The following is a 23,282-nucleotide window of genomic DNA, read 5'->3' as shown; positions in this document are numbered from 1 at the left end:
GCGGATCCGGCGCGGCCGGGACCGTCACCCGTGCTCGCACTGTTCGCCGCCGCCCATGGCGGGCCGGCTCTGGCGGTCACCGCTGTCGGGGGGCTGCTGGCGCTCCGCGGCGACCTGCATCCGCTCCACGCCGTCGCCGTCACCGCGGCGTTGTTCACCGGCCAGCTCACGATCGGCTGGGGCAACGACCTGCTCGACCGTCGTCGCGACCTCGCCGTCGGCCGCACCGACAAACCGCTGGTCACCGGCACTCTCGCGGTCGGGCTGGTGGTGCGAGCCCTGGCCTGGGCCGCCCTCGCCTGCCTGGTTCTGTCCGTGCTCGCCGGCTGGCGTAGTGCCCTCAGCTCCTTCCTCATCACCGGCGCGGGGCACCTCTACAACCTGGGGCTCAAGTCGACCCGGTGGTCGTGGGCGCCGTACGCCTGCGCCTCCGGGACGCTGCCCTCGGTCGTCGCCCTCGCCGAGCCCACCCCGCACTGGGCGCCGTTCTGGATGACCGGTGCGGGCGCCACGCTCGGTGTCGGAGCGCACCTGCTCAACACGCTGCCCGACCTCGCAGACGACGAACGCACCGGTGTCCGCGGCCTTCCGCACCGGATCGGCGAGCGCCTCTCACGCATCCTGGCCGCCGTGCTGCTGTCCGTGGCCTCGCTGCTCGCTGTGTTCGGCCCCGCAGGTGTGCCCCCGGCGTGGGCGTGGGCAGTCCTCGCACTCGTGGTCGTCCTTGCGGCGTTCACGCTGTTCGCTCGAGGTCGTTTCCCCTTCCGGGCCGCGGTGTTCATCGCCCTCCTCGACGTCGTACTGCTCGTGGCGGTCGGCTGATGGTGCCGACACCCACCCACTGGGACCTCGCCGTGGTCGGCGCCGGACCGGCCGGCGCCGCCACGGCCCTCGGCGCGCTGCGGGCCGAGCCGGGCCTGCGCGTCGCCCTCCTGGACCGGTCGGACTTCCCCCGGGACAAGGCCTGCGGCGACGGGGTGGCTCCGCATGTCCTCGATCTGCTGAGCGAGGTGGGCGTGACAGGTCTGGTCGACGACCGGGCGCCGGTAGACCGGCTCCGTCTCGGCCGCGGTGGTCTGGTAGCCGAGCGGCGGATGGCCCGCCCGGCCTGGGTGGTACCGCGCCGCGTCCTCGACACCCGCATGGTCGACGCGGCGGTCGCCGCAGGCGCCCGGCTTCTCCGGCACCGGGTCCGTGACCTGCGGCAGTACGGCGACGCGGTGGTCCTGGACGGCGAGATCTCCGCCGCGGTCGTCGTCGGCGCCGACGGCGCCCACTCGGTCGTCCGACGCGCGCTCGGCCTGCCCGGCGGGCCGGTGGCCCTGGCGGTGCGCGGCTACGCCCCGATCGCAGCCGGGCGGCGCGGCGCGCAGGTCATCGAGTTCGCCGGCCGTCACCAGCCGTCGTACGCATGGTCCTTCGATCTCGGTGACGGCCGCGCGAACGTCGGGTACGGCGAAATCGTTCATGAGAACCGTCCCGCGCCGAGCCGGGCCCGGTTGCTCGAGCGCATCGAGGCTCTCCTGCCCGGCGCGACCGAGGGCGGGGAGCACTGGGTCGGCCACCACCTGCCGCTTTCGACGGCACGCTGGCGCCCGCCCACCGGCCGCCTGTTGCTCGCGGGCGACGCCGCCGGCCTGGTGAACCCGCTGACCGGCGAGGGCATTTACTACGCCGTCGCCTCCGGCATCGAGGCCGGTCGCGCGGCAGTCGCGGCCCGGCGTGTCGGACGGCCCGAGGCGGCGGGGGATCAGTACGCCCACGCCACCCGCCACATTCTGCTGCCCCACCTGCGGCACACTGCTTTCGCCGCCCGGCTCGCGCGCAGCACACGCGTCCTGGAGGCCGGGCTGCGCGCGTCGGCCGCCGACCAGCGCGTCTTCGACGACCTCGTGGAGCTCGGCCTGGCCCGAGGCCGGCTCACCCCCGCCATGGCGCTCGGCCTGGGCCGGGCGCTGGTCGCGTCGTTCCGCCACACCAGCCGACTCCCGGAGCCACCATGACCATGCGTGTCCTCAGTGTCCGCGGCGCCCTGCCTGAGCACCGCTACCGGCAGGAAGAGATCACCAGGTCCTTCACCACCGCCCTGACCGAGGGCAGGGTCAACCGCGGCGTCGTCGAGCGCTTCCACCGCAATGTGTGTGTCGCGACCCGGCACACCGTGCTGCCGCTGGCGGAGTACGCCCGGCTCGGGGACTTCGGCCAGTCGAACGACGTGTTCATCCGGGCGGGCGTCGAGCTCGGCGGTCGCGCGGTCGTCGACGCGCTCAAGGTTGTCGGGCTCACCCCGGCCGACGTCGACTACATCGTCTCCTGCACGGTGACCGGCCTGGCCGTCCCCTCGATCGAGGCCCGCGTAGCCGCGGAGATCGGGCTCCGCCCCGATGTGGTGCGCCTGCCCCTCGTCGGCCTCGGCTGTGTCGCCGGAGCGGCCGGCATCGCCCGCCTGCATGACCTGCTGCGCGGTCGACCGGACGGTGTCGCGGTGCTGATGTCGGTGGAGCTGTGCTCTCTCACGCTCCAGCGCGATGACACCTCGGTCGCCAACCTCGTGGCCAGCGGTCTCTTCGGGGACGGTGCCGCGGCGGTGGTGGCCGTCGGATGCGAGCACCCCCTCGCGCAGTCCGACGAGCCCACTCGTCCCGAGGTGCTCGCCTCCCGCAGCCGTCTCTACCCCGACTCGGAACGCATGATGGGCTGGGACGTCGGCTCCGGCGGCTTCAAGATCGTGCTCGACGCCTCAGTCCCCGACCTGGTGCGCCGGTACGCCGGCGAGGACGTCCGCAGCTTCCTCGCCGAACACGGATTGACCGGCGACGACATCGGCTGGTACGTCGCCCACCCCGGCGGCCCGAAGGTCCTGGAGGCGCTGCAGGACGCCCTCGGGGTCGAGCGGCACGCCTTGAGCGTCACCTGGGATTCGCTGCGCCGCATCGGCAACCTGTCCTCCTCCTCGGTGCTGCACGTCATGGCGGACACGCTCGCCGACCGTCCGCCGACGCCCGGCTCCTACGGGCTCCTGCTCGCCATGGGCCCGGGCTTCTGCTCCGAGCTCGTGCTCCTGCGCGCTCCGCGAGGTGGGCGGTGAACAGCGAGTTCCTGTTCACCGCCTTGGTTGTGGCCATCGGCCTGGAGCGGGTCGCCGAGTTGGCCCTGTCCCGGCGCAACGCCGCCTGGAGCCTGACGCGGGGCGGCGTGGAGTCCGGGCGGGGCCACTACCCCCTCATGGTGATGCTGCACACGGGGCTGCTCGTGGGCGCGCTCACAGAGGTGTGGACGCGACGGCCGGACGCCGTAGCGGGCCTCGCGTGGGCCATGCTCATCCTCGTCGCGGCCTCGCAGGGGTTGCGCTGGTGGTGCATCGCCACCTTGGGCCGACGGTGGAACACCCGCGTGATCGTCGTGCCCGGAGCCCCACGTGTCATCAGCGGCCCCTACCGATGGATCCCCCACCCGAACTACGTCGCTGTTGTGATCGAGGGGCTCGCGCTCCCGCTGGTGCACTCTGCCTGGGGCACAGCCCTGGCCTTCACCGCCCTGAACGGGTTCCTGCTCGCCACCCGCATCCGCACCGAGGACGCCGCCTTGACGCGGCTGGCCTGAGGAGGCGCGCGTGGACCTGCTCGTCGTCGGCGGAGGACCCGCAGGCCTGGCCACGGCACTGCACGCTGCCAGGGCGGGGCTCGACGTCACCGTCTGGGAACAGCGCGCCGGCACCGTCGACAAGGCCTGCGGCGAGGGACTGATGCCGGGCGCCGTCGCCGCCCTGGCGGCGCTCGGTGTGCACCCGCCGGGGCAAGCCCTGAGAGGCATCCGGTACGTCGCAGGGCCGCGCCGGGTCGACTCCGATTTCCGCGCGGGGCCGGGGCGCGGGGTACGCCGAACGACGCTGCACGCGGCGCTGCGTGAGGTGGTGCTCGCCTCGGGGGTGCGGATCGAGCAGCGCACCGCGCGCCGCATCGAGCAGGGGGAGGACGGCGTGTTGGCCGACGGTGTTCGTGCCCGGCACCTCGTCGCGGCCGACGGTCTGCACTCGCCGATCCGCCGTGCCCTGGGCCTCGATCGGCGGCGTCCGGGCCACCTTCGGCGGCATGGGCTGCGGCGCCATTACGCCCTCGCCCCTTGGGGCGACCACGTCGAGGTGCACTGGGCCCGCGACGCGGAGGCCTACGTGACCCCCGTGTCCGACGATCTCGTGGGCGTCGTCCTGCTCACCGCCGCCCGCGGATCGTACGACGACCACCTTGCCGCTTTCCCCGAGCTGAGGGAGCGGCTGGCCGGGGCCGAGCCGACCGGACCGGTGCGCGGGGCGGGCCCGCTCCGCCAGGACGCGAGCGCGCGTACCGCCGGCCGGGTGCTGCTCGTCGGCGACGCGGCCGGCTATGTGGACGCGCTGACCGGCGAGGGCGTAGCGCTGGCGCTCGCGCAGGCGCCGGCGGCTGTGCGGGCAGTGACCAGCGGGGATCTCGCGGCCTACGAGCGGGAGTGGCGGCGGCTCACCCGGCGCTACCGCTGGTTGACCCACGCGCTGCTCTGCTCGACCAGGGTTCCCCCGGCCCGCGCAGCGCTGGTGCCCATGGCACAGAGGTTGCCGTGGCTTTTCTCCGCCGTCGTCGACGTGCTGGCGCGCCCGGCTGGGAAGCGCGATCATGCGGGACGGCCGCGTTGGAACACGTAGCAGTCGGTCGACGACGGCGGTGATCTTGCGAGGGCGTCACCTGTGGGTAAGTCCCGGGCCGTACGGCTGCGGAGACTGAATCCTCGCGAGGACGATCAACGCTCGTGGCCATAGCCAATGCTCGTGGCCCCTAGCCCGCCTGAACGTCACCGCGGTCACCCTGCCCGGACCACGCGCCCCGCTGGATGATCAGCAGACCCCACCGCGCAACCCAGGAGAAGGCGGAGCCTGCTCCGATGCAGGCAGAGCGGTAGCGTTCCGATCCTGCCTATTCCGGGCGCCGGGGCGGTGACTTCCAACAGTGGGCGGGGAACCGGTTGTTCGGCAGAGACATCCTGTGCTCCCAGTGAAGTTCATCCAACGCTGCTGAGGGCGGGCCTTCGTCAGCTCCGGTGGATGCCCGGCCTCCACCGGTGGCCTTGGCCTTCCCCACATCGTTCGATACCAGACCAAGTAAGGACGAAGAGTAGGGCTGACCGATAAATCTTCATCACCTCCAGCTCGACCTCGACCGGTCCCACCATCAGGAGAGCACCCTGGCGCTGAACCTTGATCCGGCGCGGTTCGTCAGACGGGGAGTTCGGCACGAACGGTTTCGCACGGCCCCGGGCATCACCCCGGCGAGCGGTCGGCCGCGTTTCACGTGAAACGCCCCCCGGGGATGGCCACAGGCCACCCGCCCAGAGCGCACAAAAGCAGGGCGGGAGACCCGTGAGCGTTCAGGTCTCCCACCCCGCCGCGCCGTCCGATGCGCAGGACGTCAGGGGCGCTCGTCGCGGTTGGCGGCCTCCTCGTCGGCCTGCTTCGCCTCGACCTCCGGGTCGAGCACGGACTGCCCGCTGCCGTCCACCGACGCCAGCCGGCCCGACTCGGGAACCTCCGTCGCCGCGGGCGGCTCCACCAGCCAGTCCGGGTTCGCCTGCTTGTCCCACCACTTCCACGCGGCGAAGGCACCACCGGCGAGCGTGCCGGCCACCGCCAGCACCTTGACCGCCCGGCCGGCCCTCGCACGCCGCTCGTGCCTGCGAACCAGCTTCTGGATCTCCTTTGCGGTCACCTGACCGCGCAGCGCCGCCACCGCGGCCGCACTGCGCGCGGCGGCCTCATCCTTGACGGGCCCGGCCACGGCCACCGCCTGCTCGATCCTCGGCCGGGAATAGTCAGCCGCCTGCCGGGCGGCCCGGCGCGTACGGGCGGCAGCCTCGTGCGTAGCCAGATCCACCTTCGGCGGCACATGTGTGCGCGCCTGCTCCAGACGCGGCGCGACATGAGTGCCGTACTGGGCACGGGCCTGGACGCGGGCCTGTTCGGCGGCCTGCGTCACCTTGGGCGCCAGCCGTACGCGCGCCTCGTGTGTGTAGTGCGCGGCCCTTTCCTTGGCTGTGTCGGCGTAGGGCGCCACCACTTCCGCGGCGTGCAGCACGCTGTCCTTCGCCGAACCGGTCGCGGCGCGCACGCTGTCGATGCGGGTCACGGGTTCCTCCTCCTCGGTGGCGTACGGTATTTCGACTTTCCACCCTTTTACGGATCATGCCTGCCCAGCGCCTGCGGGGCATGTGAAGGGCGGGCATACGGGTGCTGATCGAGTTGATCGAGTGCAAGAGAGGGCGAATAGGGGACAACAGGACCTCGCCGTCGACAATGCCACGGATCCCCGCGCCGCGCCCCCGTCGCGGAAGCAGCCGAACGATTTCTGCCAGCGATCCGCCCGGTTGCGGACCGGTGAAGAGGAGACGGGCGACGTGAGCGGCCGTACGTGCGAGGATCGGGTTGGCAAAGAAAGACAACGGAAGGCAGATCGTGGCTGAGCAGCTCTACGCCACCCTGAAGACCAACCAAGGCGACATCGAGGTCCGGCTCTTCCCGAACCACGCGCCGATCACGGTCAAGAACTTCGTCGAGCTCGCCCAGGGCGAGCGGGAGTGGACCCACCCGGCCACTGGTCAGAAGTCCACGGACAAGCTCTACGACGGCACGGTCTTCCACCGGGTGATCAGCGGATTCATGATCCAGGGCGGTGACCCGCTGGGCAACGGCACCGGCGGTCCCGGCTACCAGTTCGAAGACGAGTTCCACCCGGACCTGCGCTTCGACAAGCCCTACCTGCTGGCAATGGCCAACGCCGGCCCGGGCACCAACGGCTCGCAGTTCTTCATCACCGTCGCGCCTACGGCCTGGCTGAACCGCAAGCACACCATCTTCGGCGAGGTCACCGACGCGGCCAGCCAGAAGGTCATCGACGCCATCGCCAGCACCCAGACCAACCCTCGCACCGACCGCCCCCTCAACGACGTCGTCATCGAGTCGGTCGTTGTCGAGACCCGCGAAGGCTGAACCGGAAACCCGGTCGCCAAGAGGGAACTAAACGCCCCGCTCATCCGTAAGGATTGGGCGGGGCGGCGCATTGCATACACGACACGGTGCGCCATGACGAATCAGGGGAACCTCATGGACCAGGCAGCAGGCGGCAGCCCGCAGGACGCCCACAGCAGCCTGCCCTCCTGCTACCGCCACCCCGACCGCGAGACCGGCATCCGCTGCACCCGCTGCGAGCGCCCGATCTGCCCAGAATGCATGATCAGCGCCTCCGTCGGCTTCCAGTGCCCGAACTGCGTCCGCGACGGCTCCGGCACCGGCCACGCACCGGGCGCCTCCACACCCCGCACCATCGCCGGCGGCACCATCGCCGCCGACCCCCGCCTGCTCACCAAGATCCTCGTCGGGATCAACGTCGCGGTGTTCATCGCCGTACAGGCCTCGCCCTCACTCGTGAACCACCTGGCGCTCGTCGGCGCCTGGCCCCCGGCACCCTGGGGACCGACCCAAGGCGTCGCCGAGGGCGAGTGGTACCGCCTGATCACCTCGATGTTCACGCACGAGGCCATCTGGCACATCGCCTTCAACATGCTCGCCCTCTGGTGGCTCGGCGGCCCCCTCGAAGCCGCCCTCGGCCGAACCCGCTACCTCGCGCTCTACTTCACCTCCGGCCTGGCGGGCAGTGCGCTGACCTATCTGCTGGCCTCCGGCTCCACGGCCTCCCTCGGCGCCTCGGGCGCCATCTTCGGCCTCTTCGGCGCCACCGCCGTCCTGATGCGCCGGCTCAACCAGGACATGCGGCCGGTCATCGCCCTGCTCGTGATCAACCTGATCCTGACCTTCGGCTGGAGCAACATCGCCTGGCAGGCCCACATCGGCGGCCTCGTCGCCGGCCTCGTGATCGGCTACGCCATGGTGCACGCGCCGCGGGAACGGCGGGCGCTGATCCAGTTCGGCACCTGCGCGCTGCTCCTGGTCGCAGTGGTGCTCATCACCCTGCTGAGGACCGCCCAGCTCGCCTGAACACGGCCACAGGACGCGTTGTCCACAGTCGGTCGCGGATCTTGTGCATACCGTGCGGGAACAGCTGTGCCCCCTGTCGCCGACCTGGGTTTCCGCAGGTCAGGCAGGGGGCGGCGCTGTGCCGGGGTGGAGATGTGACAGTCGTACCGGCGTCAACGCGTTGCCGGTTATCCACAGATCGTCTTTCTTTTTCCCCAGGCCGGGTGTGGATATTTCTGAGGCTGTGGATAACTCAGCGGATAGTCCTGGGCAGAGCTGCGTTCACCGGGAAGCGGCCGTTACTTCCACTGCGTCGAGACGGCGAATCCGGCCGCGATGAAGCCGAAGCCCACCACGATGTTCCAGTTGTCCAGCTGGTCGATGGGCAGCGTGCCGTCGGTGACGTAGAAGACGACGATCCAGGCCAGGCCGATGAGGAACAAGGCCAGCATGACGGGCGCGACCCAGGCGCGGCTGGTGAGCTTCAGGTTCGTCGCCTGCTTCGCCGGCGGCGGTGAGTAGTCGGCCTTCTTGCGGATACGTGACTTCGGCACGAGGGTCTCTCCTGTCGATGCGCTGTGTGGCCGCGCAGGGAACTGGGTTCGGGCTCGGGGCGGCGTACAAGGGACTGTGAGCGCTCCCCCGGGCGTCCGTTAGCGTAGTGCTTCCGTGGCGCCGAAGGAGATAAGGGTACGTTGAGCAATTCTGCCGACTCACCCGGGACGGATGCCAGCCCTGCCCCCCGGCGCCGTGTGAGGCCCGTGCGGGTGCTCACGGCCGGTGTCTTCGCTCTCGCCGGGCTCATTTTCTTCACCAGTTTCAACACGGCCAAGGGCACCAATATCCGCACAGACTCCTCCTTGCTCAAGCTGTCCGACCTCATCCATGAGCGCAGTCGTGAGAACGGTGAGCGGGATGAGTCCAACGGGGCGCTGCGTGCGGAGATCGAGGCGCTGGCCGAGCGGGACAACGGCAGCACGAAGGCGGAGGACGACAAGCTCGCTGCGCTGGAGAAGCGTGCGGGTACGCAGAAGCTCCGGGGTGAGGGGCTGACGGTCACGCTGAACGACGCTCCGCCGGACGCCAGGGCCAAGCTGCCCGGCTATCCCGAGCCGCAGCCCGACTACCTGGTGATCCACCAGCAGGACCTGCAGGCCGTGGTGAACGCGCTGTGGCAGGGCGGGGCGCAGGGCATCAAGGTCATGGACCAGCGGCTGATCTCGACCAGCGCGGTGCGGTGCGTCGGGAACACCCTGATTCTCCAGGGCCGGGTCTACTCGCCGCCGTACAAGATCACGGCGGTCGGTGATCCGGAGAAGCTGAAGAAGGCGATGACGGCGTCTCCGGCGATCCGGAACTACATGGTGTACGTCAATGTGTACGGCCTCGGCTGGAAAGTGACCGACGACGGGCCGGTGACTCTTCCCGGCTACTCGGGCACAGTGGATCTGCACTACGCGAAGCCCATCGACTAGTGCCGCGACGGGGCGAACGTTGCCTGCCGGGGCACTAGCACGAGCAGCACGAGTAGCCGCCGGGGGGACCTGTGCCGTGCGCATGATCGTCCGGACCGTCAGCGAGCTGTGTATCACCGTCGGCACCGTGATCGTGCTGTTCGTGGTCTATGTGCTGTTCTGGACGGGGGTGCGGGCCGATGACGCCATGGGTCACCAGATCGACGTTCTGGAGGACCGGTGGTCGAAGGGTGCGGTCGCGCCGGGGGACGCGGCGGCCGCCGGGCCGGGGAAGCCGGCGCCGTATGAGAACGGCAGGCCTTTCGCGATCATGTACATCCCGCGGCTCGGTTTCACGTGGAACAAGCCCGTGCTCGAAGGCACCGCCACCGGCACCCTGAAGAAGGGGCTCGGGCACTATGTGCATACCGCCCAGCTCGGCCAGAAGGGCAACTTCTCCGTGGCCGGGCACCGGCGCACCTACGGGGATCCCTTCAAGGACTTCCCGAAGCTGCGGCCCGGTGACGCGGTGGTGCTGACGGACGGGACGACATGGTTCACGTATCGGATCGACAAAGGCCCGTACAAAACTCTGCCGACGGACATCGAGGTGATCGACCCTGTGCCCCGTATGTCTGGGTACACGCGTCCGGGCCGCTATCTGACCCTGACGACCTGCGAACCGGAGTGGGGGCACAGTCACCGGCTGATCGTGTGGGCGCACCTGGATTCGACCGAGCCTGTGGAGGCCGGGAAACCTCGGGCGCTGCGCCGTTAGTCTGGTGGCGTACGGCGTGAGTCTGGTGCCGTGGTGCAACGGAAGGGACGGCATGTACGGCTGGTTCTGGCGGCATCTGCCGGGAAGCATGTGGGTGAAGGCGTTGATCTCACTCGCGCTGGTCGTGGCTGTGGTCTATGTCCTTTTCCAGTACGTGTTCCCGTGGGCCGAGCCGCTGCTTCCCTTCAACGATGTGACGGTGGACAACCAGTGAGTGCGCGCATTCTCGTTGTCGACAACTACGACAGTTTCGTCTTCAACCTGGTCCAGTACCTGTACCAGCTGGGCGCCGAGTGTGAGGTGCTGCGCAACGACGAGGTGTCGACGGCGCACGCACAGGACGGCTTCGACGGTGTACTGCTGTCGCCGGGGCCGGGGAAGCCGGAAGAGGCCGGCGTCTGCATCGACATGGTGCGCCGCTGCGCGGCCACGGGCGTGCCCGTGTTCGGGGTCTGTCTGGGGATGCAGTCGATGCAGGTGGCGTACGGGGGTGTCGTGGACCGGGCGCCGGAGCTGCTGCACGGCAAGACGTCGCTGGTCGAGCACGAGGGCACGGGCGTCTTCGCGGGCCTGCCGTCGCCCTTCACGGCGACCCGCTATCACTCGCTGGCCGCGATAGCGCCGACCGTGCCGTCCGAGCTGGAGGTCACGGCCCGTACGCACGACGGCATCATCATGGGCCTGCGCCACCGCGAACTGCCTGTCGAGGGCGTGCAGTTCCATCCGGAGTCGGTGCTGACCGAGCATGGGCACCGAATGCTGGCCAACTGGCTGGTGGAGTGCGGCGACCAGGGTGCGGTGGCGAGGTCGGCGGGGCTCGCCCCGGTGGTGGGCAGGGCCACGGCGTGACCGCCCTGCGCCCCGAGCGCGAGTCCGGCACCTCGTACGGGCAGCAGCCGTATGGGGCGCCGGGCGTGTTCGAGGACTGGTCGTCGGACGCCGGGGGGTATGGGGCGGTGCCGGAGGAGCCGTACGGGGCCGGGGTGTACGGAGCGGAGCTGAGCGGGACCGGGGCGTCCGGGGCGGAACTGAGCGGGGGTGAGTCGTATGGCGCGGAGCTGTACGAGCCCCCGGTGGACGACGAGACGGTGGCACTGCGGATACCGGATCCGCCGCCCGTCCCCGGTGCCGACTCGATATCCGCCGCGGCGCCGACGGGGCGAAGAACCGGGCGTGGCCCCGCCCCCGGTGGGCGTGCGGCCCGCAGGAAGGCCGCCAAACGGCGGCGAGGGCGGCATTGGGGCGCCCAGCAGGCCGCGCAGGCCGCGATGGGCGCGGAGGCCGCCGAGAGCCCGCAGGAGCCCGGCAGGCCGCTCTCGCGCGTGGAGGCGCGCCGGCTGGCCCGGGCGCGCAAGCCGAGCCCGGGGGTCGTCGCGAGCCGGGTGGTCGGTGAGGTGTTCATCACCACCGGTGTGCTGATGCTGCTGTTCGTCACCTACCAGCTGTGGTGGACGAACGTCCGGGCGCATGCGCAGGCCGGCAAGGAGGCGAGCAGCCTCCAGGACGACTGGGCGAACGGCAAGCGCAGCCCGGGGGTTTTCGCGCCCGGTCAGGGCTTCGCGATCCTGCACATCCCGAAGCTGGACGTGGTGGTGCCGATCGCGGAGGGCATCAGCAACAAGGGGGTGCTCGACCGGGGCATGGTCGGCCACTACGGCGAGGGGGCCCTGAAGACGGCGATGCCGGACGCCAAGACCGGCAACTTCGGGCTTGCCGGTCATCGCAACACGCACGGCGAGCCGTTCCGGTACATCAACCGGCTCAAGCCGGGGGATCCGATCGTCGTCGAGACGCAGGAAAAGTACTTCGTCTACAAGATGGCGTCGATGCTGCCGGTGACGTCACCGAGCAACACGAGTGTTCTCGATCCCGTGCCCCCGGGGTCGGGCTTCACCGGACCCGGCCGCTACATCACGCTCACGACGTGCACGCCGGAGTTCACCAGCAAGTACCGGTTGATCGTCTGGGGCAAGATGGTCGAGGAACGGCCGCGCAGCAAGGGCAAGCCGGATGCGCTCATCAGTTAAGGGCAGATGACCAGTGGCAGCGACCACCGACACCGATCACGCAGAGCACCCCGACGTGCCCGCACGCGCGCCGCGGCGCCGGGGCGGCCGGATCGCCCTGGCGGTCAGCGTCTTCGGCGAACTCCTCATCACGGCGGGCCTGGTACTGGGCCTGTTCGTCGCCTACTCGCTGTGGTGGACGAACGTCGTCGCCGACCGCGCGGCGGACCAGCAGGCCGACAAGATCCGCGACAACTGGACCCACGAGGCGGGCCGTCCCGGTGGCCCCGGTGCGCTGGACACCGGGACCGGCATCGGCTTCCTGCACGTCCCAGCGATGACCAAGGGCGAGATCCTGGTCGAGAAGGGCACGTCGATGAAGGTCCTCAACGACGGCGTGGCCGGCTACTACACCCATCCCGTCAAGGCGACCCTGCCCATGTCCGGCAAGGAGGGCAACTTCTCGCTGGCCGCGCACCGGGACGGGCACGGCGCGAAGTTCCACAACATCGACAAGCTCAGGAAGGGCGACCCGATCGTCTTCGAGACGAAGGACAAGTGGTACATATACAAGACCTACGCGATCCTTCCCGAGACCTCGAAGTACAACGTCAAGGTCCTCTCCCAGATCCCGAAGGAGTCGGGCAAGAAGAAGGCGGGCCGCTACATCACCCTGACGACCTGCACGCCGGTCTACACGAGCCGGTACCGGTACATCGTGTGGGGGGAGCTGGAGCGGGTGGAGAAGGTGAACAGCGAGCGGACGCCGCCGAAGGAACTGCGGTGACAGACCCCCTGCAAGGGGGTCTGTCACCTAGCATGACGGAGGCCCGAAGCCGCAACCATCCTTGGCTACGAAGAGGGCCACTTCCGCGGTGTGGAGAACCTTCGCCGACCCGACGAACTTCTGGACGTCCGAGCTGGTGATATTGAGGTAGGGGGCGTACCTCTTGCACTGGACGACGACGCGTCGCCCGTCGGCCGTGCCACTTCGCTGTCCCGGAGCAGCATGGCGATGTTGAGGACGGCTCGACGAGAGTAGAGAGTGAGGCTCGAACGAGGCTGTGGATAACTTCCGGGATAGCGTGACAGGATGTCACGCTTGCATTCTGCGAGGTCACGGCCCTGAAGTGTCACCATTCCGTTCGTCTTCAGCTCTTCGAGGTGCCGCGACTTGAGCTGACGGATGGCCTCGACGGTGACCCCGAAGTACGCCGCCACCATCGCCGTGGTCACGTGCATCCCGTCCGGCAGCAGCGGACAGTGCCTTCACTCTGTCGAGTACGTCCGTACGGTCCAGCACACCGCTGCGCAGGGACTTCGACTCCAGCAGCGCCGATTCGTTGATCACGTTCTGCCCTTCCGTTCGTGGTGTGGCCGTAGGGCCAGGGCAGAGCTCCTATACCCCACCCCTTCCGATCAACGAGTCATGACATATGAAGACACCAATGACTTGAACGGTATGAATGACGCGATGGCCCGGCTCCCCCACAGGGGAACCGGGCCATCACCGTTCGGCAGAGGTGGGCGTCAGCCGCCCTCGGGGCCGGTTACGCCGCCGAAGATTCCGCCGTTGCCGTTTCCTCCGTTGTTGCCCCCGCCGCTGTCGCCCCCGCCGTTGGACTGGCCCACGGTGAACAGGTCGACCCGCGTGCCCCGGTCGACTGTGCTGCCCTGGCCCGGGTTCGAGCCGAACACGAGGGCGTTGCCGTCCTGGGAGCCGCTGATGTTCCCCACCTGGAGACCGGCGTCCTCGATCAGCTTCCTGGCGGCGTCGAGGGGCTGGTTGTTGACGTTCGGAACCTGGACCTGCTCCTTCTGGGCCTTCTTGCCGATCTGGATCGTCACCGCCGAGTTCTTGGCGACCTCGGTGTTGGCCGCCGGGTCGGTGCCGATGACCTTGCCGACGAGGTTGTCGTCGTTGGTGTCCACCTCGACGCAGTTGCCGACGAGCTGGTTGGCCGTCATCTGGGCCCTGGCCTCGTCACAGGTCCTGCCGGTGACGTCGGGCACGGTCGATTTCTCCGCCTCCTTGGCGACGGTGAGGGTGATCGTGCTGCCCTTGTCCTGCTCGGTGTCGCCCTCGGGGTCCTGGGCGGTCACGACACCCGGCGTGCGGTCGGACACCTCGGTCTTCTGCTCGACCTTGAAGCCCTTGCCCGCCAGCTGGTCCCTGGCCTTCTCGAAGGTCAGACCCGTGACGTCGGGCACCGTGACCTTCGGCGCCCCGGTGGACACCACCAGGTTGACGGTCGACTGCTTCTTGACCGTCGTGCCCTGCGTCGGGTTCTGCGAGCAGACCTTGCCCGTGGCCTGCTCCTCGCAGGGTTTCTTGGTGACGGCGACCTTCAGGTCGGCGTTGTTGGCCAGGGTTCTGGCCGCGCTCTCCGTCTGGCCCACGAAGTTCGGGGCGGCCACCGTGTCGTTGCCCACACCGCCGCCGCTGAACGCCCACCGGCCGATGAGGATCGCACCGACGAGCACCAGGACGCCGGCCACCACGAGCAGGATCGTCGAGGTGTTCGACTTGCGCTGCTGCCGGCGCCGGCCGGAACCGTCGTCGTAGCCGAAGCCGCCGTCGTCGGGGTTCATCGGCGGCATCATCGACGTGGCGCCGGCGTCCGGTGTGGCGCGCAGGGCCGTCGTCGGCTTGTCGTCGGGGTAGCCGCCGTAGCCGACCGAGCTCATCGCTGCGGTGGCGGCGACCGGCTGGCCGTCGAGGCAGGCCTCGATGTCGGCGCGCATCTCGTCGGCCGACTGGTAGCGGTAGTCGGGGTCCTTGACCAGCGCCTTCAGCACGATCGCGTCCATCTCGGGCGTGATCTCGGGGTCGAAGACGCTCGGCGACTGCGGCTCCTCCCGGACGTGCTGGTAGGCCACGGCCACCGGGGAGTCGCCGACGAAGGGCGGGCGGACGGTCAGCAGCTCGTAGAGCAGGCAGCCCGTCGAGTACAGGTCGGACCGGGCGTCGACCTGCTCGCCCTTGGCCTGCTCGGGCGAGAGGTACTGCGCGGTGCCGATGACGGCCGCGGTCTGGGTCATGGTCATGCCGGCGTCGCCCATGGCGCGGGCGATGCCGAAGTCCATCACCTTGACCTGGCCGTTGCGGGTCAGCATGACGTTGGCGGGCTTGATGTCGCGGTGGACGATGCCGTTTCTGTGGGCGTACTCCAGGCCCTGGAGGATGCCGACGGTCATCTCCATCGCGCGCTCCGGCAGCAGTTTGCGGCCGGAGTGCAGCAGCTCACGGAGGGTGGAGCCGTCGACGTACTCCATGACGATGTAGGGGATCGAGACCCCGTCGATGTAATCCTCGCCCGTGTCGTAGACCGCGACGATCGCGGGATGGTTGAGCGAGGCGGCCGACTGGGCCTCCCGGCGGAACCGGGCCTGGAAGGACGGGTCGCGCGCGAGGTCCGCTCGCAGCGTCTTCACCGCCACGGTGCGGCCGAGGCGGGTGTCATGCGCGAGGTATACCTCCGCCATGCCACCACGGCCGAGCACCTGGCCCAGCTCGTACCGGCCGCCGAGGCGACGTGGCTCTTCCATCAGAATTCTTGCGCGACTGCCGCAGCCTTCTGGCTGGCGGCGGAGCCGATCCTCGCACTCCGGCGCGAAGCGCCGCAGCTTTGGGAACGGTGCTCCTAGGGCCGCGCCTCCTCCTTCCTGGTGGTGTAGGCGTATCCGTCGCCTCGCTGAAGAAGGCGCAGGTTGCTGTGACTGGTGTCGGCGTATCCACCTGGAACGGGGACGCGATGGATGCCGGTAGCGCGAACAGTGACACGCCCTGTGTACTTACCTTGATACTTGCCGCGCGGAATGCGGGCCTGTACCAGGTCACCAGTAGCGAAGCCGTGATGCTTTTTCTGCCGGGGCAAGTACAACCGTGGAAAGCCGTGTTTGTCCGTGCGGGTGCGGGCATGGGAGCCGCGTCCACAGGCCAAGGTCACGAGCATGTCTTCCGGATACCGCACGATACGGCCTGCATCGGCGATCTCTCCGACTGCGAGCGCGTCAAGGGTGTGCGACTTCGCGATTCCCTGCATGATGCGGTTGTACTTGGTACGCCCCCCTGACCAGGCATGGATTGGAATCCCCAGGGACTTGAGCCTTTGCCAAAGCTGCCAGCGGGTTGCGTTCATGGCTGCGGCATCGGCCAGAGGCGCCTTCGCATGGCTGAGAAGGTGTGCGAGCCGTGCGGGCCGGTCTGCCAGGAACTCCTTGACCGGCCGGGCTGCTTTGACCTGATTGCAGGCCTTACAAGCGAGGGTCAGGTTACTGATCCGGCTGGACCCGCCACGAGCACGAGGATGAATGTGTTCGACATGGAGCGGAACGTTCTTGATTCCACAGTAAGCGCAGGTTCGACCCCACTTTTCCAACAGGTACTCGCGGACTTCGTATCCGACGAAGGTGCCCTGCTGGTACTCCCAGCTTTCCAAGTCTTCACGGCCAAGGCTGAGAGCATGCGTGCCGAAGGACACCCGCTCGACGTGGAGTTCGGTGACAGGGAAAACGGCCGGTCGTGATCGGTTGTCGAACCGAGGAGCGCGGTACCGGAGATTCTCGGTACGTCGTCTGCGACGATGGTTTGCCCGTCGCCGCATGCTGTTGCGGATCTGTTCGCCCCGGTGGCGGAGTTCCATCGCATACAAGCCGTGACGGTCTGTTGTGACTTCCCCGGAAACCGGATCGGCATGCGTGTTATCGGTGGTCACGGCGATGCCCGTGCCCTTTGGCCCTGGGTCGATGCGTACGGCGACTCCGACTACTTCGGAGTCTTCCAGAACGCGGTCCTTCAAGCGGATGGCGAACGGCGTGGACTTAACGACCACGGCTCGCCCCTTGGCTAGCAATGCGCGGGCACGAGCCGGGTGGCAGGGCATCAGCGGGTGGCCATGACGATCGAGTACCGCAACCATCTGCGCCCCTGTTGCTGCCTGGTCCGCGCCTCCGATGCCGCCCTTACGGGCTGCTTGAACTCCCTCCACCGCCGCATCCGCGGCGATGTCAGGGTGTCGCCGTACGCTGGGAGGTGACATGCGTACGGTCTCCCCTCGCCCATGTTCCATGCCGGCTGCACTACCCGAGAAGGCAGTGCGCCCACAGCCCGTTTCGCCCCTGCTCCCGGGGTTGTCTGCTGCCGTGGGTTCCAGAGCCTGCCGCTGAGGAAGCACGGCAGGGTGGGTCTGCTCACCTGCATGAAACGTAGTCACCAAACACCTCCGTTCGCTGATGACTCAGGCTGGTCAGTCATGGGCTTGACCACACGGGGTGGGCAAGCCCCGGTCGGCAACCGGCCGGGGAGCGACTGACAGCTACCTACCAGCCCTCTTGTATTGCTGCTGTCGCGCATACCGTACCTGGCTCGCCCGATGTGACCTTGCCACATTGGTCACCCGATACAGGACCGGTATCGCAACGTGCATCGATGTGAAGCAGACGTGAGCGGGGTCACTACTTGCTGTTGATGACCGCCTCCATCACCTTCTTCGCGATCGGCGCCGCGAGGCCGCCGCCGGAGATGTCGTCCCGGACGGCCTTGTCGTCCTGGATCACGACCGCCACGGCCACCGGCGAGCTGCCGTCCTTCTGCTTGGCGTAGGAGATGAACCAGGCGTACGGGTTCTTGCTGTTGTTCTCACCGTGCTGGGCGGTACCGGTCTTGCCGCCCACGGTGACGCCGGGAATCTGCGCGTTCGTGCCCGTGCCCTTCTCGACGACCGTCTCCATCATCGACTGCAGGATCTGGGCGTTCTTCGAGGACAGCGGCTGGCTGAGCTCTTCCGGGTCGGTCTTCTCGAGGGTGTCGAGGTTGGGTGCCTGGAGTTCGTCGACCATGTACGGCTTCATCAGCTTGCCGTCGTTGGCGACGGCCGAGGCGACCATGGCCATCTGCAGCGGGGTCGTGGCGGTGTTGAACTGGCCGATGGAGGACAGCGCGACCTCGGAGGGGGCCATGTTGCTGGAGAAGACGGACGCGCTGGTGCGGACCGGCGTGAACTGCTCGGAGGTGAAGCCGAACTTCTTGGCCTCCTCCAGCATCTTGTCGTTGCCGAGGTCGGCGCCGACCTTGCCGAAGACGGTGTTGCAGGAGTACTGCAGGGCGACTCGCAGCGTGGCGTTCTTGCAGGGGATGTTGCCCTCGTTCTTCAGCTCGGTCCTGGTGCCCGGCATGGTCCACGGCAGCGGCGAGTTCGTCTTCTCGTCGGCCGAGTTGTACAGACCGTTCTCCAGGGCGGCCGCCGCGGTGACCACCTTGAACGTGGAGCCGGGCGGGTAGACCTCGCGCAGCGCCCGGTTCAGCATGGGGTCGTCGGGGTTGGACTTCTTCTGCAGCTTCTTCCAGGCCTCTTCGTCGGAGGTGCCGCTGCCGGCGATCGTGGAGGGGTCGTACGAGGGGTAGGAGGCCAGCGAAAGGATCTTGCCGGTGGACGGCTCGATCGCGGCGACGGCACCCTTGGCTCCCTGGGCCTTCAGGCCGTCGTACGCGGCCTTCTGCGCGGCGGCGTTGAGGGTGGTGACGACGTTGCCGCCCTCCCTCGGCTTGCCCGTGAGCATGTCGAGGGTGTTGCGGAAGAACAGCCGGTCGTCGTTGCCGGTGAGGATGCCGTCCTCGATGGACTCCAGCTGGTTGGCGCCGTAGGCCTGCGAGACGAAGCCGGTGACGGGCGCCCACATCGCGCCGTCCTTGTACGTGCGCTTGTACTTGAAGTCGCCCGAGGTCGTCTCCGCGTGGCCGGTGATCGGGTCGCCACCGACGATGATGTCGCCGCGCGGCGAGGCGTAGCGCTCGATGGCGACGCGGCGGTTGTTGGTGTCGGTCCTCAGTTCGTCGGCCTGCACGTACTGGAGCCAGTTGTCGCGGACGAGCAGTGCCAGGACGAGCAGGCCACAGAAGATCGCGATCCGGCGCAGGGGCTTGTTCACGGGCGGACCACCTGGGTCATCTCGGCGTCGGGGTTGGGGGCGGGGGAGGGCGCCGGGCGCCGGGCGGTGTCGCTGATGCGGAGCAGGATGCCGATGAGGGCCCAGTTGGCGATGACGGAGGAACCGCCGTACGCGACGAACGGCAGGGTCATACCGGTCAGCGGGATGAGGCCCATGACACCGCCGGCCACGACGAAGACCTGGAGGGCGAAGGCTCCGGACAGGCCGACGGCCAGCAGTTTGCCGAACGGGTCCCGGGCCGCGAGTGCCGTGCGCACGCCGCGCTCCACGATCAGGCCGTAGATCAGCAGGATCGCCATGACGCCCGCCAGCCCCAGCTCCTCGCCGAAGGTGGCGAGGATGAAGTCGGAGTTGGCGGCGAAGCCGATGAGGTCGGAGTGGCCCTGGCCGAGCCCGGTGCCGAGGGTGCCGCCGGAGCCGAAGGCCCACAGGGCCTGCATGGACTGCTCGGTGTGGCCGTAGACGCCCTGCCTGCTCAGCGTGTACTCGCGCATGGGGTTGAGCCAGGCCTGGACGCGCTGCTGGACGTGCGGCTCGAAGGAGGCCACGCCGACGGCGCCGGCCGCGGACATCAGCAGGCCGAAGACGATCCAGCTGGTGCGTTCGGTGGCGACGTACAGCATGACGACGAACATGCCGAAGAACAGCAGCGACGTACCCAGGTCGGTCTCGAAGACGAGGATCAGGATCGACATCGCCCAGACGACGAGGATGGGTCCCAGGTCGCGGCCGCGCGGCAGGTACAGGCCCATGAAGCGGCGGCTGGCGAGGGCGAGGGCGTCCCGCTTCACCATCAGGTACCCGGCGAAGAAGACGGCGAGGATGATCTTCGCGAACTCGCCGGGCTGGACCGTGCCGAGGCCGGGGATGCTGATCCAGATCTTGGCGCCGTAGATGTCCGCACCGAGACCCGGCACCAGCGGCAGCACCAGCAGGAACAGGGCCCCGGCCATGGAGATGTAGGTGTAGCGCTGCAGGACACGGTGGTCCTTGAGGAAGATCATCACCACCGCGAACAGGGCGAGCCCTAGCGCGGAGTACATCAGCTGGCGGGGGGCCGCCTCGACGAAGGTGCTGCTCGCCTGCAGTCGCTTCGACTGGTCGAGCCGCCAGATCACCACCAGGCCGAGGCCGTTGAGCAGGGTCGCCAGCGGCAGCATCAGCGGGTCCGCGTACGGCGCGAACTTCCGTACGACGAGATGGCCGACTCCGGCCAGCAGCCCGAGGCCCAGCCCGTAGCCGAGCAGGCCGGAGGGCACCTGGTCGTTGATCGCCAGCCCCACGTTGGCGTAGGCGAACACCGGGATGGCGACGGCGAACACCAGCAGCGCGAGCTCGGTGTTGCGCCGGCTCGGTGCTCCGATCGCGCCGATCGTGGACGTGTGGTGCGTCGACGTGTTGGTAGTACTGCTCATCTTGTGACAGGGCCTCTCACGGCTTGCCTACTGCTTACCGCACAGCGAGACGACCTTCTGCTCTTCCTCCGACAGGGTGGGGCCGGGGGTGGGCGTGGGTGCGGTCGGGGTGGTCTTCGGCGGATTCGGCGAGCCCGGGGACTGGCTCACCGAGGGATTCGGTGTTGCCTTGGACGTGATGGAGGTGCGGGTGGTTCCCGTGGTGCCTCCGGCCTCGCCCTCGCCCGTCTTGGCGTTGCTGCTCTGCGCGGCGCGCCGCTGCGACTCCTTCATGCACGCGGAGGCCTGCACCGACAGTTCCTCGATCTTCGCCCGGGCGTTGTTCAGGTCGCCCTCGGCGATGGTCGCCTTCACCAGCTTCTGCTGGTACGGCGGGAGGTACTTGAGTTCGATCTCGGGGTGGTCCTTCTCCACCTCGGACAGCGTCAGCCAGGCCAGGTCCTGGCTGATCCCCCGGTACAGCGCGATGTGTTCGCCCTTGGTGCCGACGTAGTACTGGGTCTGCGTCCAGCGCCAGCCTCCGTACAGGCCGCCGCCGATGAGGGCGAGGGCGAGCGCGCTGTAGACGGATCTTTTGAGCCACTTGCGGCTTTTGTGGGGTTTGATGAAGTCGTCGTCGCCGTAGCCGAAGCCGTCCGCCGGGATGTAGCCGGTGGTGTCGCCGCTGCCGGGCGGGCCGAACTCGCCCCCACCGCCCGGTCCGTGACCCTGGCGGCCGAGGCCCGCGGCGCGGCCGGCCGGGGTCTGCATGATGCCGTTGTCGTGCAGCGTGTGCTGGGTCTCGGCGACGGCGCCGACCACCACCGGGGTGTCGGTCAGGTGACCGGCGAGGGTGTCGCCGGTGTCGAGGTCGAGGACGTCGGCGACGATGACGGTGATGTTGTCCGGGCCGCCGCCGCGCAGCGCCAGCTCGATGAGGTTCTGGACGGTCTCCTGGGGGCCCTGGTAGCTGGCGAGGGTGTCCTCCAGCGTCTGGTGGGAGACGACCCCGGACAGCCCGTCGGAGCAGATCAGATAGCGGTCGCCGGCCCGCACCTCGCGGATGGACAGGTCGGGTTCGACGTGGTCGCCGCTGCCGAGGGCGCGCATCAGCAGGGAGCGCTGCGGGTGGGTGCCCGCCTCCTCCTCGGTGATCCGGCCCTCGTCGACGAGCCGCTGCACCCAGGTGTGGTCCTGGGTGATCTGGGTCAGGACACCGTCGCGCAGGAGATAGGCGCGGGAGTCGCCGACGTGCACCAGGCCGAGCCGCTGGCCCGTCCACAGCAGCGCGGTCAGCGTCGTCCCCATGCCCTCCAGTTGGGGGTCCTCCTCGACCATCGCGCGCAGCTGGTCGTTGGCCCGCTGCACGGCCGTGCCGAGCGAGGTGAGGATGTCGGAGCCGGGCACGTCGTCGTCGAGCGAGACGATGGTGGAGATCACCTCGGAGGAGGCCACCTCGCCGGCCGCCTGGCCGCCCATGCCGTCGGCGATGGCGAGCAGGCGCGGACCGGCGTAACCGGAGTCCTCGTTGCCCTCCCGGATCATCCCCTTGTGCGATCCGGCGGCGAAGCGCAGTGACAGACTCATGCGCACCTCGCCCGTCGGCTCCGGGTACAGCCGGTCGTGTCGAGCCACACTGCCCACCCTCCGGTCGGGAGCACGCCGGGGCCCGGGGAGGGGACCGCCGCAGCGTGCTCGCTCCGCTCGCGCTCACTCATGATGTAGCACTACTTCCGCAGCTCGATGACGGTCTTGCCGATGCGGATCGGCGCGCCCAGCGGAATCGGTGTGGGGGTCGTCAGCCGGGTCCGGTCCAGGTAGGTGCCGTTGGTGGAACCCAGGTCCTCGACGATCCACTGGCCGTCGCGGTCCGGGTAGATCCTGGCATGCCGGCTGGAGGCGTAGTCGTCGTCCAGCACGATCGTCGAGTCGTGCGCCCGCCCGAGCGTGATGGTCTGGCCCTGGAGCGTGACCGTGGTCCCGGTGAGGGTGCCCTCGGTCACGACCAGCTTGGAGGGGGCGTTGCGGCGCTGGCGGCCGCCCGACTGCTGGCGCTGCTGCGGAGGCGCCGACGCCTGCCGGCCGGCCTGCTGCTGCCGGCCGGCTTCCCGGCGCGATCCGCGCTGGGTGACGCGGGTCCCGAACAGGTCGCTGCGGATGACCTGCACGGCCACGATCACGAACAGCCACAGGACGGCCAGGAAACCCAGCCGCATGACCGTGAGGGTCAGCTCTGACATTGCCCCCGCTTCACCCTTCGGCTTGCCTATAGATAACGGTGGTGCTGCCCACGACGATCCGCGAGCCGTCGCGGAGCGTAGCGCGGGTGGTGTGCTGCCCGTCCACCACGATGCCGTTGGTGGATCCGAGATCCTGGATCGTCGAGGGCGTTCCGGTCCGGATCTCGCAGTGCCGGCGGGAGACGCCGGGGTCGTCGATCCGCACGTCGGCTTCGGTGCTGCGGCCCAGCACCAGCGTCTGGCGGGAGATCTGATGGCGGGTGCCGTTGATCTCGATCCAGTGGCGGACGCGTCCGCCGGGCGCGGGCGCGGCGGGGGGCCGCTGGCCGCTCGCGGGCTGCGGGTAGCCGTAACCGCCGGGGCGTCCACCGCCGGGCGGCGGCGCGGACGGCAAGGGCGGGGCGCCGGCGGGAGCGGCGGGCGGCGGATAGCCGTAGCCGCCGCCTGCGGCCGGGGCGCCGGG

At 69.1% G+C, this 23,282-nt stretch carries 22 protein-coding genes and 1 pseudogene; 13 read left to right on the top strand and 10 right to left on the bottom strand.

All coding sequences use genetic code 11. The annotated features are described in order from the left end of the window. The first annotated feature begins 30 nt into the window (after window positions 1-30). The 5 genes from H8R17_RS16360 to H8R17_RS16340 are packed head-to-tail and all read left to right on the top strand — an operon-like array spanning window position 31 to window position 4,678. Window positions 31-822 (top strand): UbiA family prenyltransferase, encoded by a 792-nt coding sequence (locus H8R17_RS16360; RefSeq protein ID WP_316959421.1) that lies wholly within the window; start codon window positions 31-33, stop codon window positions 820-822. Next, window positions 822-2,003 carry an NAD(P)/FAD-dependent oxidoreductase gene (locus tag H8R17_RS16355; protein WP_187823926.1) on the top strand — a complete coding sequence of 394 codons (1,182 nt, stop codon included), beginning with the start codon at window positions 822-824 and terminating at the stop codon, window positions 2,001-2,003. The genes H8R17_RS16360 and H8R17_RS16355 overlap by 1 nt, the downstream gene beginning before the upstream one ends. Next, entirely contained in the window at window positions 2,000-3,088 is a 1,089-nt protein-coding gene (locus tag H8R17_RS16350) for a type III polyketide synthase (RefSeq protein ID WP_187823925.1), read from the top strand. The genes H8R17_RS16355 and H8R17_RS16350 overlap by 4 nt, the downstream gene beginning before the upstream one ends. Further along, complete coding sequence (locus H8R17_RS16345; RefSeq protein WP_187823924.1) at window positions 3,085-3,603, top strand: isoprenylcysteine carboxyl methyltransferase family protein; 519 nt, start codon at window positions 3,085-3,087, stop codon at window positions 3,601-3,603. Before H8R17_RS16350 ends, H8R17_RS16345 begins: the two co-directional genes overlap by 4 nt. A gap of 10 nt (window positions 3,604-3,613) precedes the next feature. After that, window positions 3,614-4,678: an NAD(P)/FAD-dependent oxidoreductase gene (locus H8R17_RS16340; RefSeq protein WP_187823923.1), complete on the top strand. Its 1,065-nt coding sequence runs from the start codon at window positions 3,614-3,616 to the stop codon at window positions 4,676-4,678. Window positions 4,679-5,438: 760 nt separating this feature from the next. Here H8R17_RS16340 and H8R17_RS16335 read toward each other — a convergent pair. Then, window positions 5,439-6,152, bottom strand: a complete 714-nt coding sequence (locus H8R17_RS16335) for a DUF5324 family protein (RefSeq protein ID WP_187823922.1) — start codon at window positions 6,150-6,152, stop codon at window positions 5,439-5,441. A gap of 326 nt (window positions 6,153-6,478) precedes the next feature. Here H8R17_RS16335 and H8R17_RS16330 point away from each other — a divergent pair, with 326 nt between their 5' ends. Further along, window positions 6,479-7,012: a peptidylprolyl isomerase gene (locus H8R17_RS16330; protein ID WP_187823921.1), complete on the top strand. Its 534-nt coding sequence runs from the start codon at window positions 6,479-6,481 to the stop codon at window positions 7,010-7,012. A 114-nt stretch (window positions 7,013-7,126) separates the two neighbouring features. Next, on the top strand, window positions 7,127-8,017 hold the full coding sequence (locus tag H8R17_RS16325; RefSeq protein ID WP_187823920.1) for a rhomboid family intramembrane serine protease: 891 nt from the start codon (window positions 7,127-7,129) through the stop codon (window positions 8,015-8,017). Between the two features lie 278 nt (window positions 8,018-8,295). Here the strand turns inward: H8R17_RS16325 and crgA are convergent, their stop codons facing one another. Continuing rightward, window positions 8,296-8,550 carry a cell division protein CrgA gene (gene crgA, locus H8R17_RS16320; protein WP_187823919.1) on the bottom strand — a complete coding sequence of 85 codons (255 nt, stop codon included), beginning with the start codon at window positions 8,548-8,550 and terminating at the stop codon, window positions 8,296-8,298. Between the two features lie 141 nt (window positions 8,551-8,691). On the opposite strand from crgA, the gene H8R17_RS16315 reads away from it, so the two are divergent. The 6 genes from H8R17_RS16315 to H8R17_RS16290 all read left to right on the top strand — a co-directional run bounded on the left by H8R17_RS16315 (window position 8,692) and on the right by H8R17_RS16290 (window position 13,021). Beyond that, complete coding sequence (locus H8R17_RS16315; protein WP_187823918.1) at window positions 8,692-9,471, top strand: DUF881 domain-containing protein; 780 nt, start codon at window positions 8,692-8,694, stop codon at window positions 9,469-9,471. A gap of 76 nt (window positions 9,472-9,547) precedes the next feature. Continuing rightward, complete coding sequence (locus H8R17_RS16310) at window positions 9,548-10,228, top strand: class E sortase (protein ID WP_187823917.1); 681 nt, start codon at window positions 9,548-9,550, stop codon at window positions 10,226-10,228. 16 nt (window positions 10,229-10,244) lie between these two features. Further along, entirely contained in the window at window positions 10,245-10,442 is a 198-nt protein-coding gene (locus H8R17_RS16305; RefSeq protein ID WP_187824001.1) for a hypothetical protein, read from the top strand. Then, complete coding sequence (locus tag H8R17_RS16300; protein WP_187823916.1) at window positions 10,439-11,077, top strand: aminodeoxychorismate/anthranilate synthase component II; 639 nt, start codon at window positions 10,439-10,441, stop codon at window positions 11,075-11,077. Before H8R17_RS16305 ends, H8R17_RS16300 begins: the two co-directional genes overlap by 4 nt. Then, window positions 11,074-12,255, top strand: coding sequence for a class E sortase (locus tag H8R17_RS16295; protein ID WP_316959420.1), 1,182 nt, complete (start codon window positions 11,074-11,076; stop codon window positions 12,253-12,255). Before H8R17_RS16300 ends, H8R17_RS16295 begins: the two co-directional genes overlap by 4 nt. A 13-nt stretch (window positions 12,256-12,268) precedes the next feature. Beyond that, window positions 12,269-13,021 carry a class E sortase gene (locus H8R17_RS16290; RefSeq protein WP_187823915.1) on the top strand — a complete coding sequence of 251 codons (753 nt, stop codon included), beginning with the start codon at window positions 12,269-12,271 and terminating at the stop codon, window positions 13,019-13,021. 27 nt (window positions 13,022-13,048) lie between these two features. On the opposite strand, the pseudogene H8R17_RS46750 reads toward H8R17_RS16290, so the two are convergent. The 8 genes and pseudogenes from H8R17_RS46750 to H8R17_RS16250 form a co-directional block, all read right to left on the bottom strand. After that, window positions 13,049-13,201, bottom strand: a pseudogene (locus tag H8R17_RS46750) (restriction endonuclease); the annotation flags it as partial. A gap of 563 nt (window positions 13,202-13,764) precedes the next feature. Then, window positions 13,765-15,783, bottom strand: a complete 2,019-nt coding sequence (gene pknB, locus H8R17_RS16280) for a Stk1 family PASTA domain-containing Ser/Thr kinase (RefSeq protein WP_187823914.1) — start codon at window positions 15,781-15,783, stop codon at window positions 13,765-13,767. Between the two features lie 95 nt (window positions 15,784-15,878). Further along, window positions 15,879-17,276, bottom strand: coding sequence for an RNA-guided endonuclease IscB (iscB, locus tag H8R17_RS16275; RefSeq protein WP_262505287.1), 1,398 nt, complete (start codon window positions 17,274-17,276; stop codon window positions 15,879-15,881). A 415-nt stretch (window positions 17,277-17,691) separates the two neighbouring features. Next, window positions 17,692-19,164, bottom strand: coding sequence for a penicillin-binding protein 2 (locus H8R17_RS16270; RefSeq protein WP_187823913.1), 1,473 nt, complete (start codon window positions 19,162-19,164; stop codon window positions 17,692-17,694). Next, entirely contained in the window at window positions 19,161-20,600 is a 1,440-nt protein-coding gene (locus H8R17_RS16265) for an FtsW/RodA/SpoVE family cell cycle protein (protein ID WP_187823912.1), read from the bottom strand. Before H8R17_RS16265 ends, H8R17_RS16270 begins: the two co-directional genes overlap by 4 nt. A gap of 27 nt (window positions 20,601-20,627) precedes the next feature. Next, the gene (locus tag H8R17_RS16260; RefSeq protein WP_316959419.1) at window positions 20,628-22,214 is read right to left on the bottom strand and encodes a Stp1/IreP family PP2C-type Ser/Thr phosphatase; all 1,587 of its coding nucleotides are present in this window, start codon (window positions 22,212-22,214) and stop codon (window positions 20,628-20,630) included. Window positions 22,215-22,306: 92 nt separating this feature from the next. Then, window positions 22,307-22,819: an FHA domain-containing protein gene (locus H8R17_RS16255; protein ID WP_187823911.1), complete on the bottom strand. Its 513-nt coding sequence runs from the start codon at window positions 22,817-22,819 to the stop codon at window positions 22,307-22,309. Between the two features lie 10 nt (window positions 22,820-22,829). After that, on the bottom strand, window positions 22,830-23,282 hold a 453-nt coding region (locus tag H8R17_RS16250), incomplete at its 5' end, for an FHA domain-containing protein (RefSeq protein ID WP_187823910.1).

The organism is Streptomyces sp. TRM68367, from assembly GCF_014495685.1.
In the GTDB taxonomy this organism is placed as follows: Bacteria; Actinomycetota; Actinomycetes; order Streptomycetales; family Streptomycetaceae; genus Streptomyces.
Note: the sequence above shows the minus strand (reverse complement) of the source record. Positions and strands in the feature narration are given on the sequence as shown.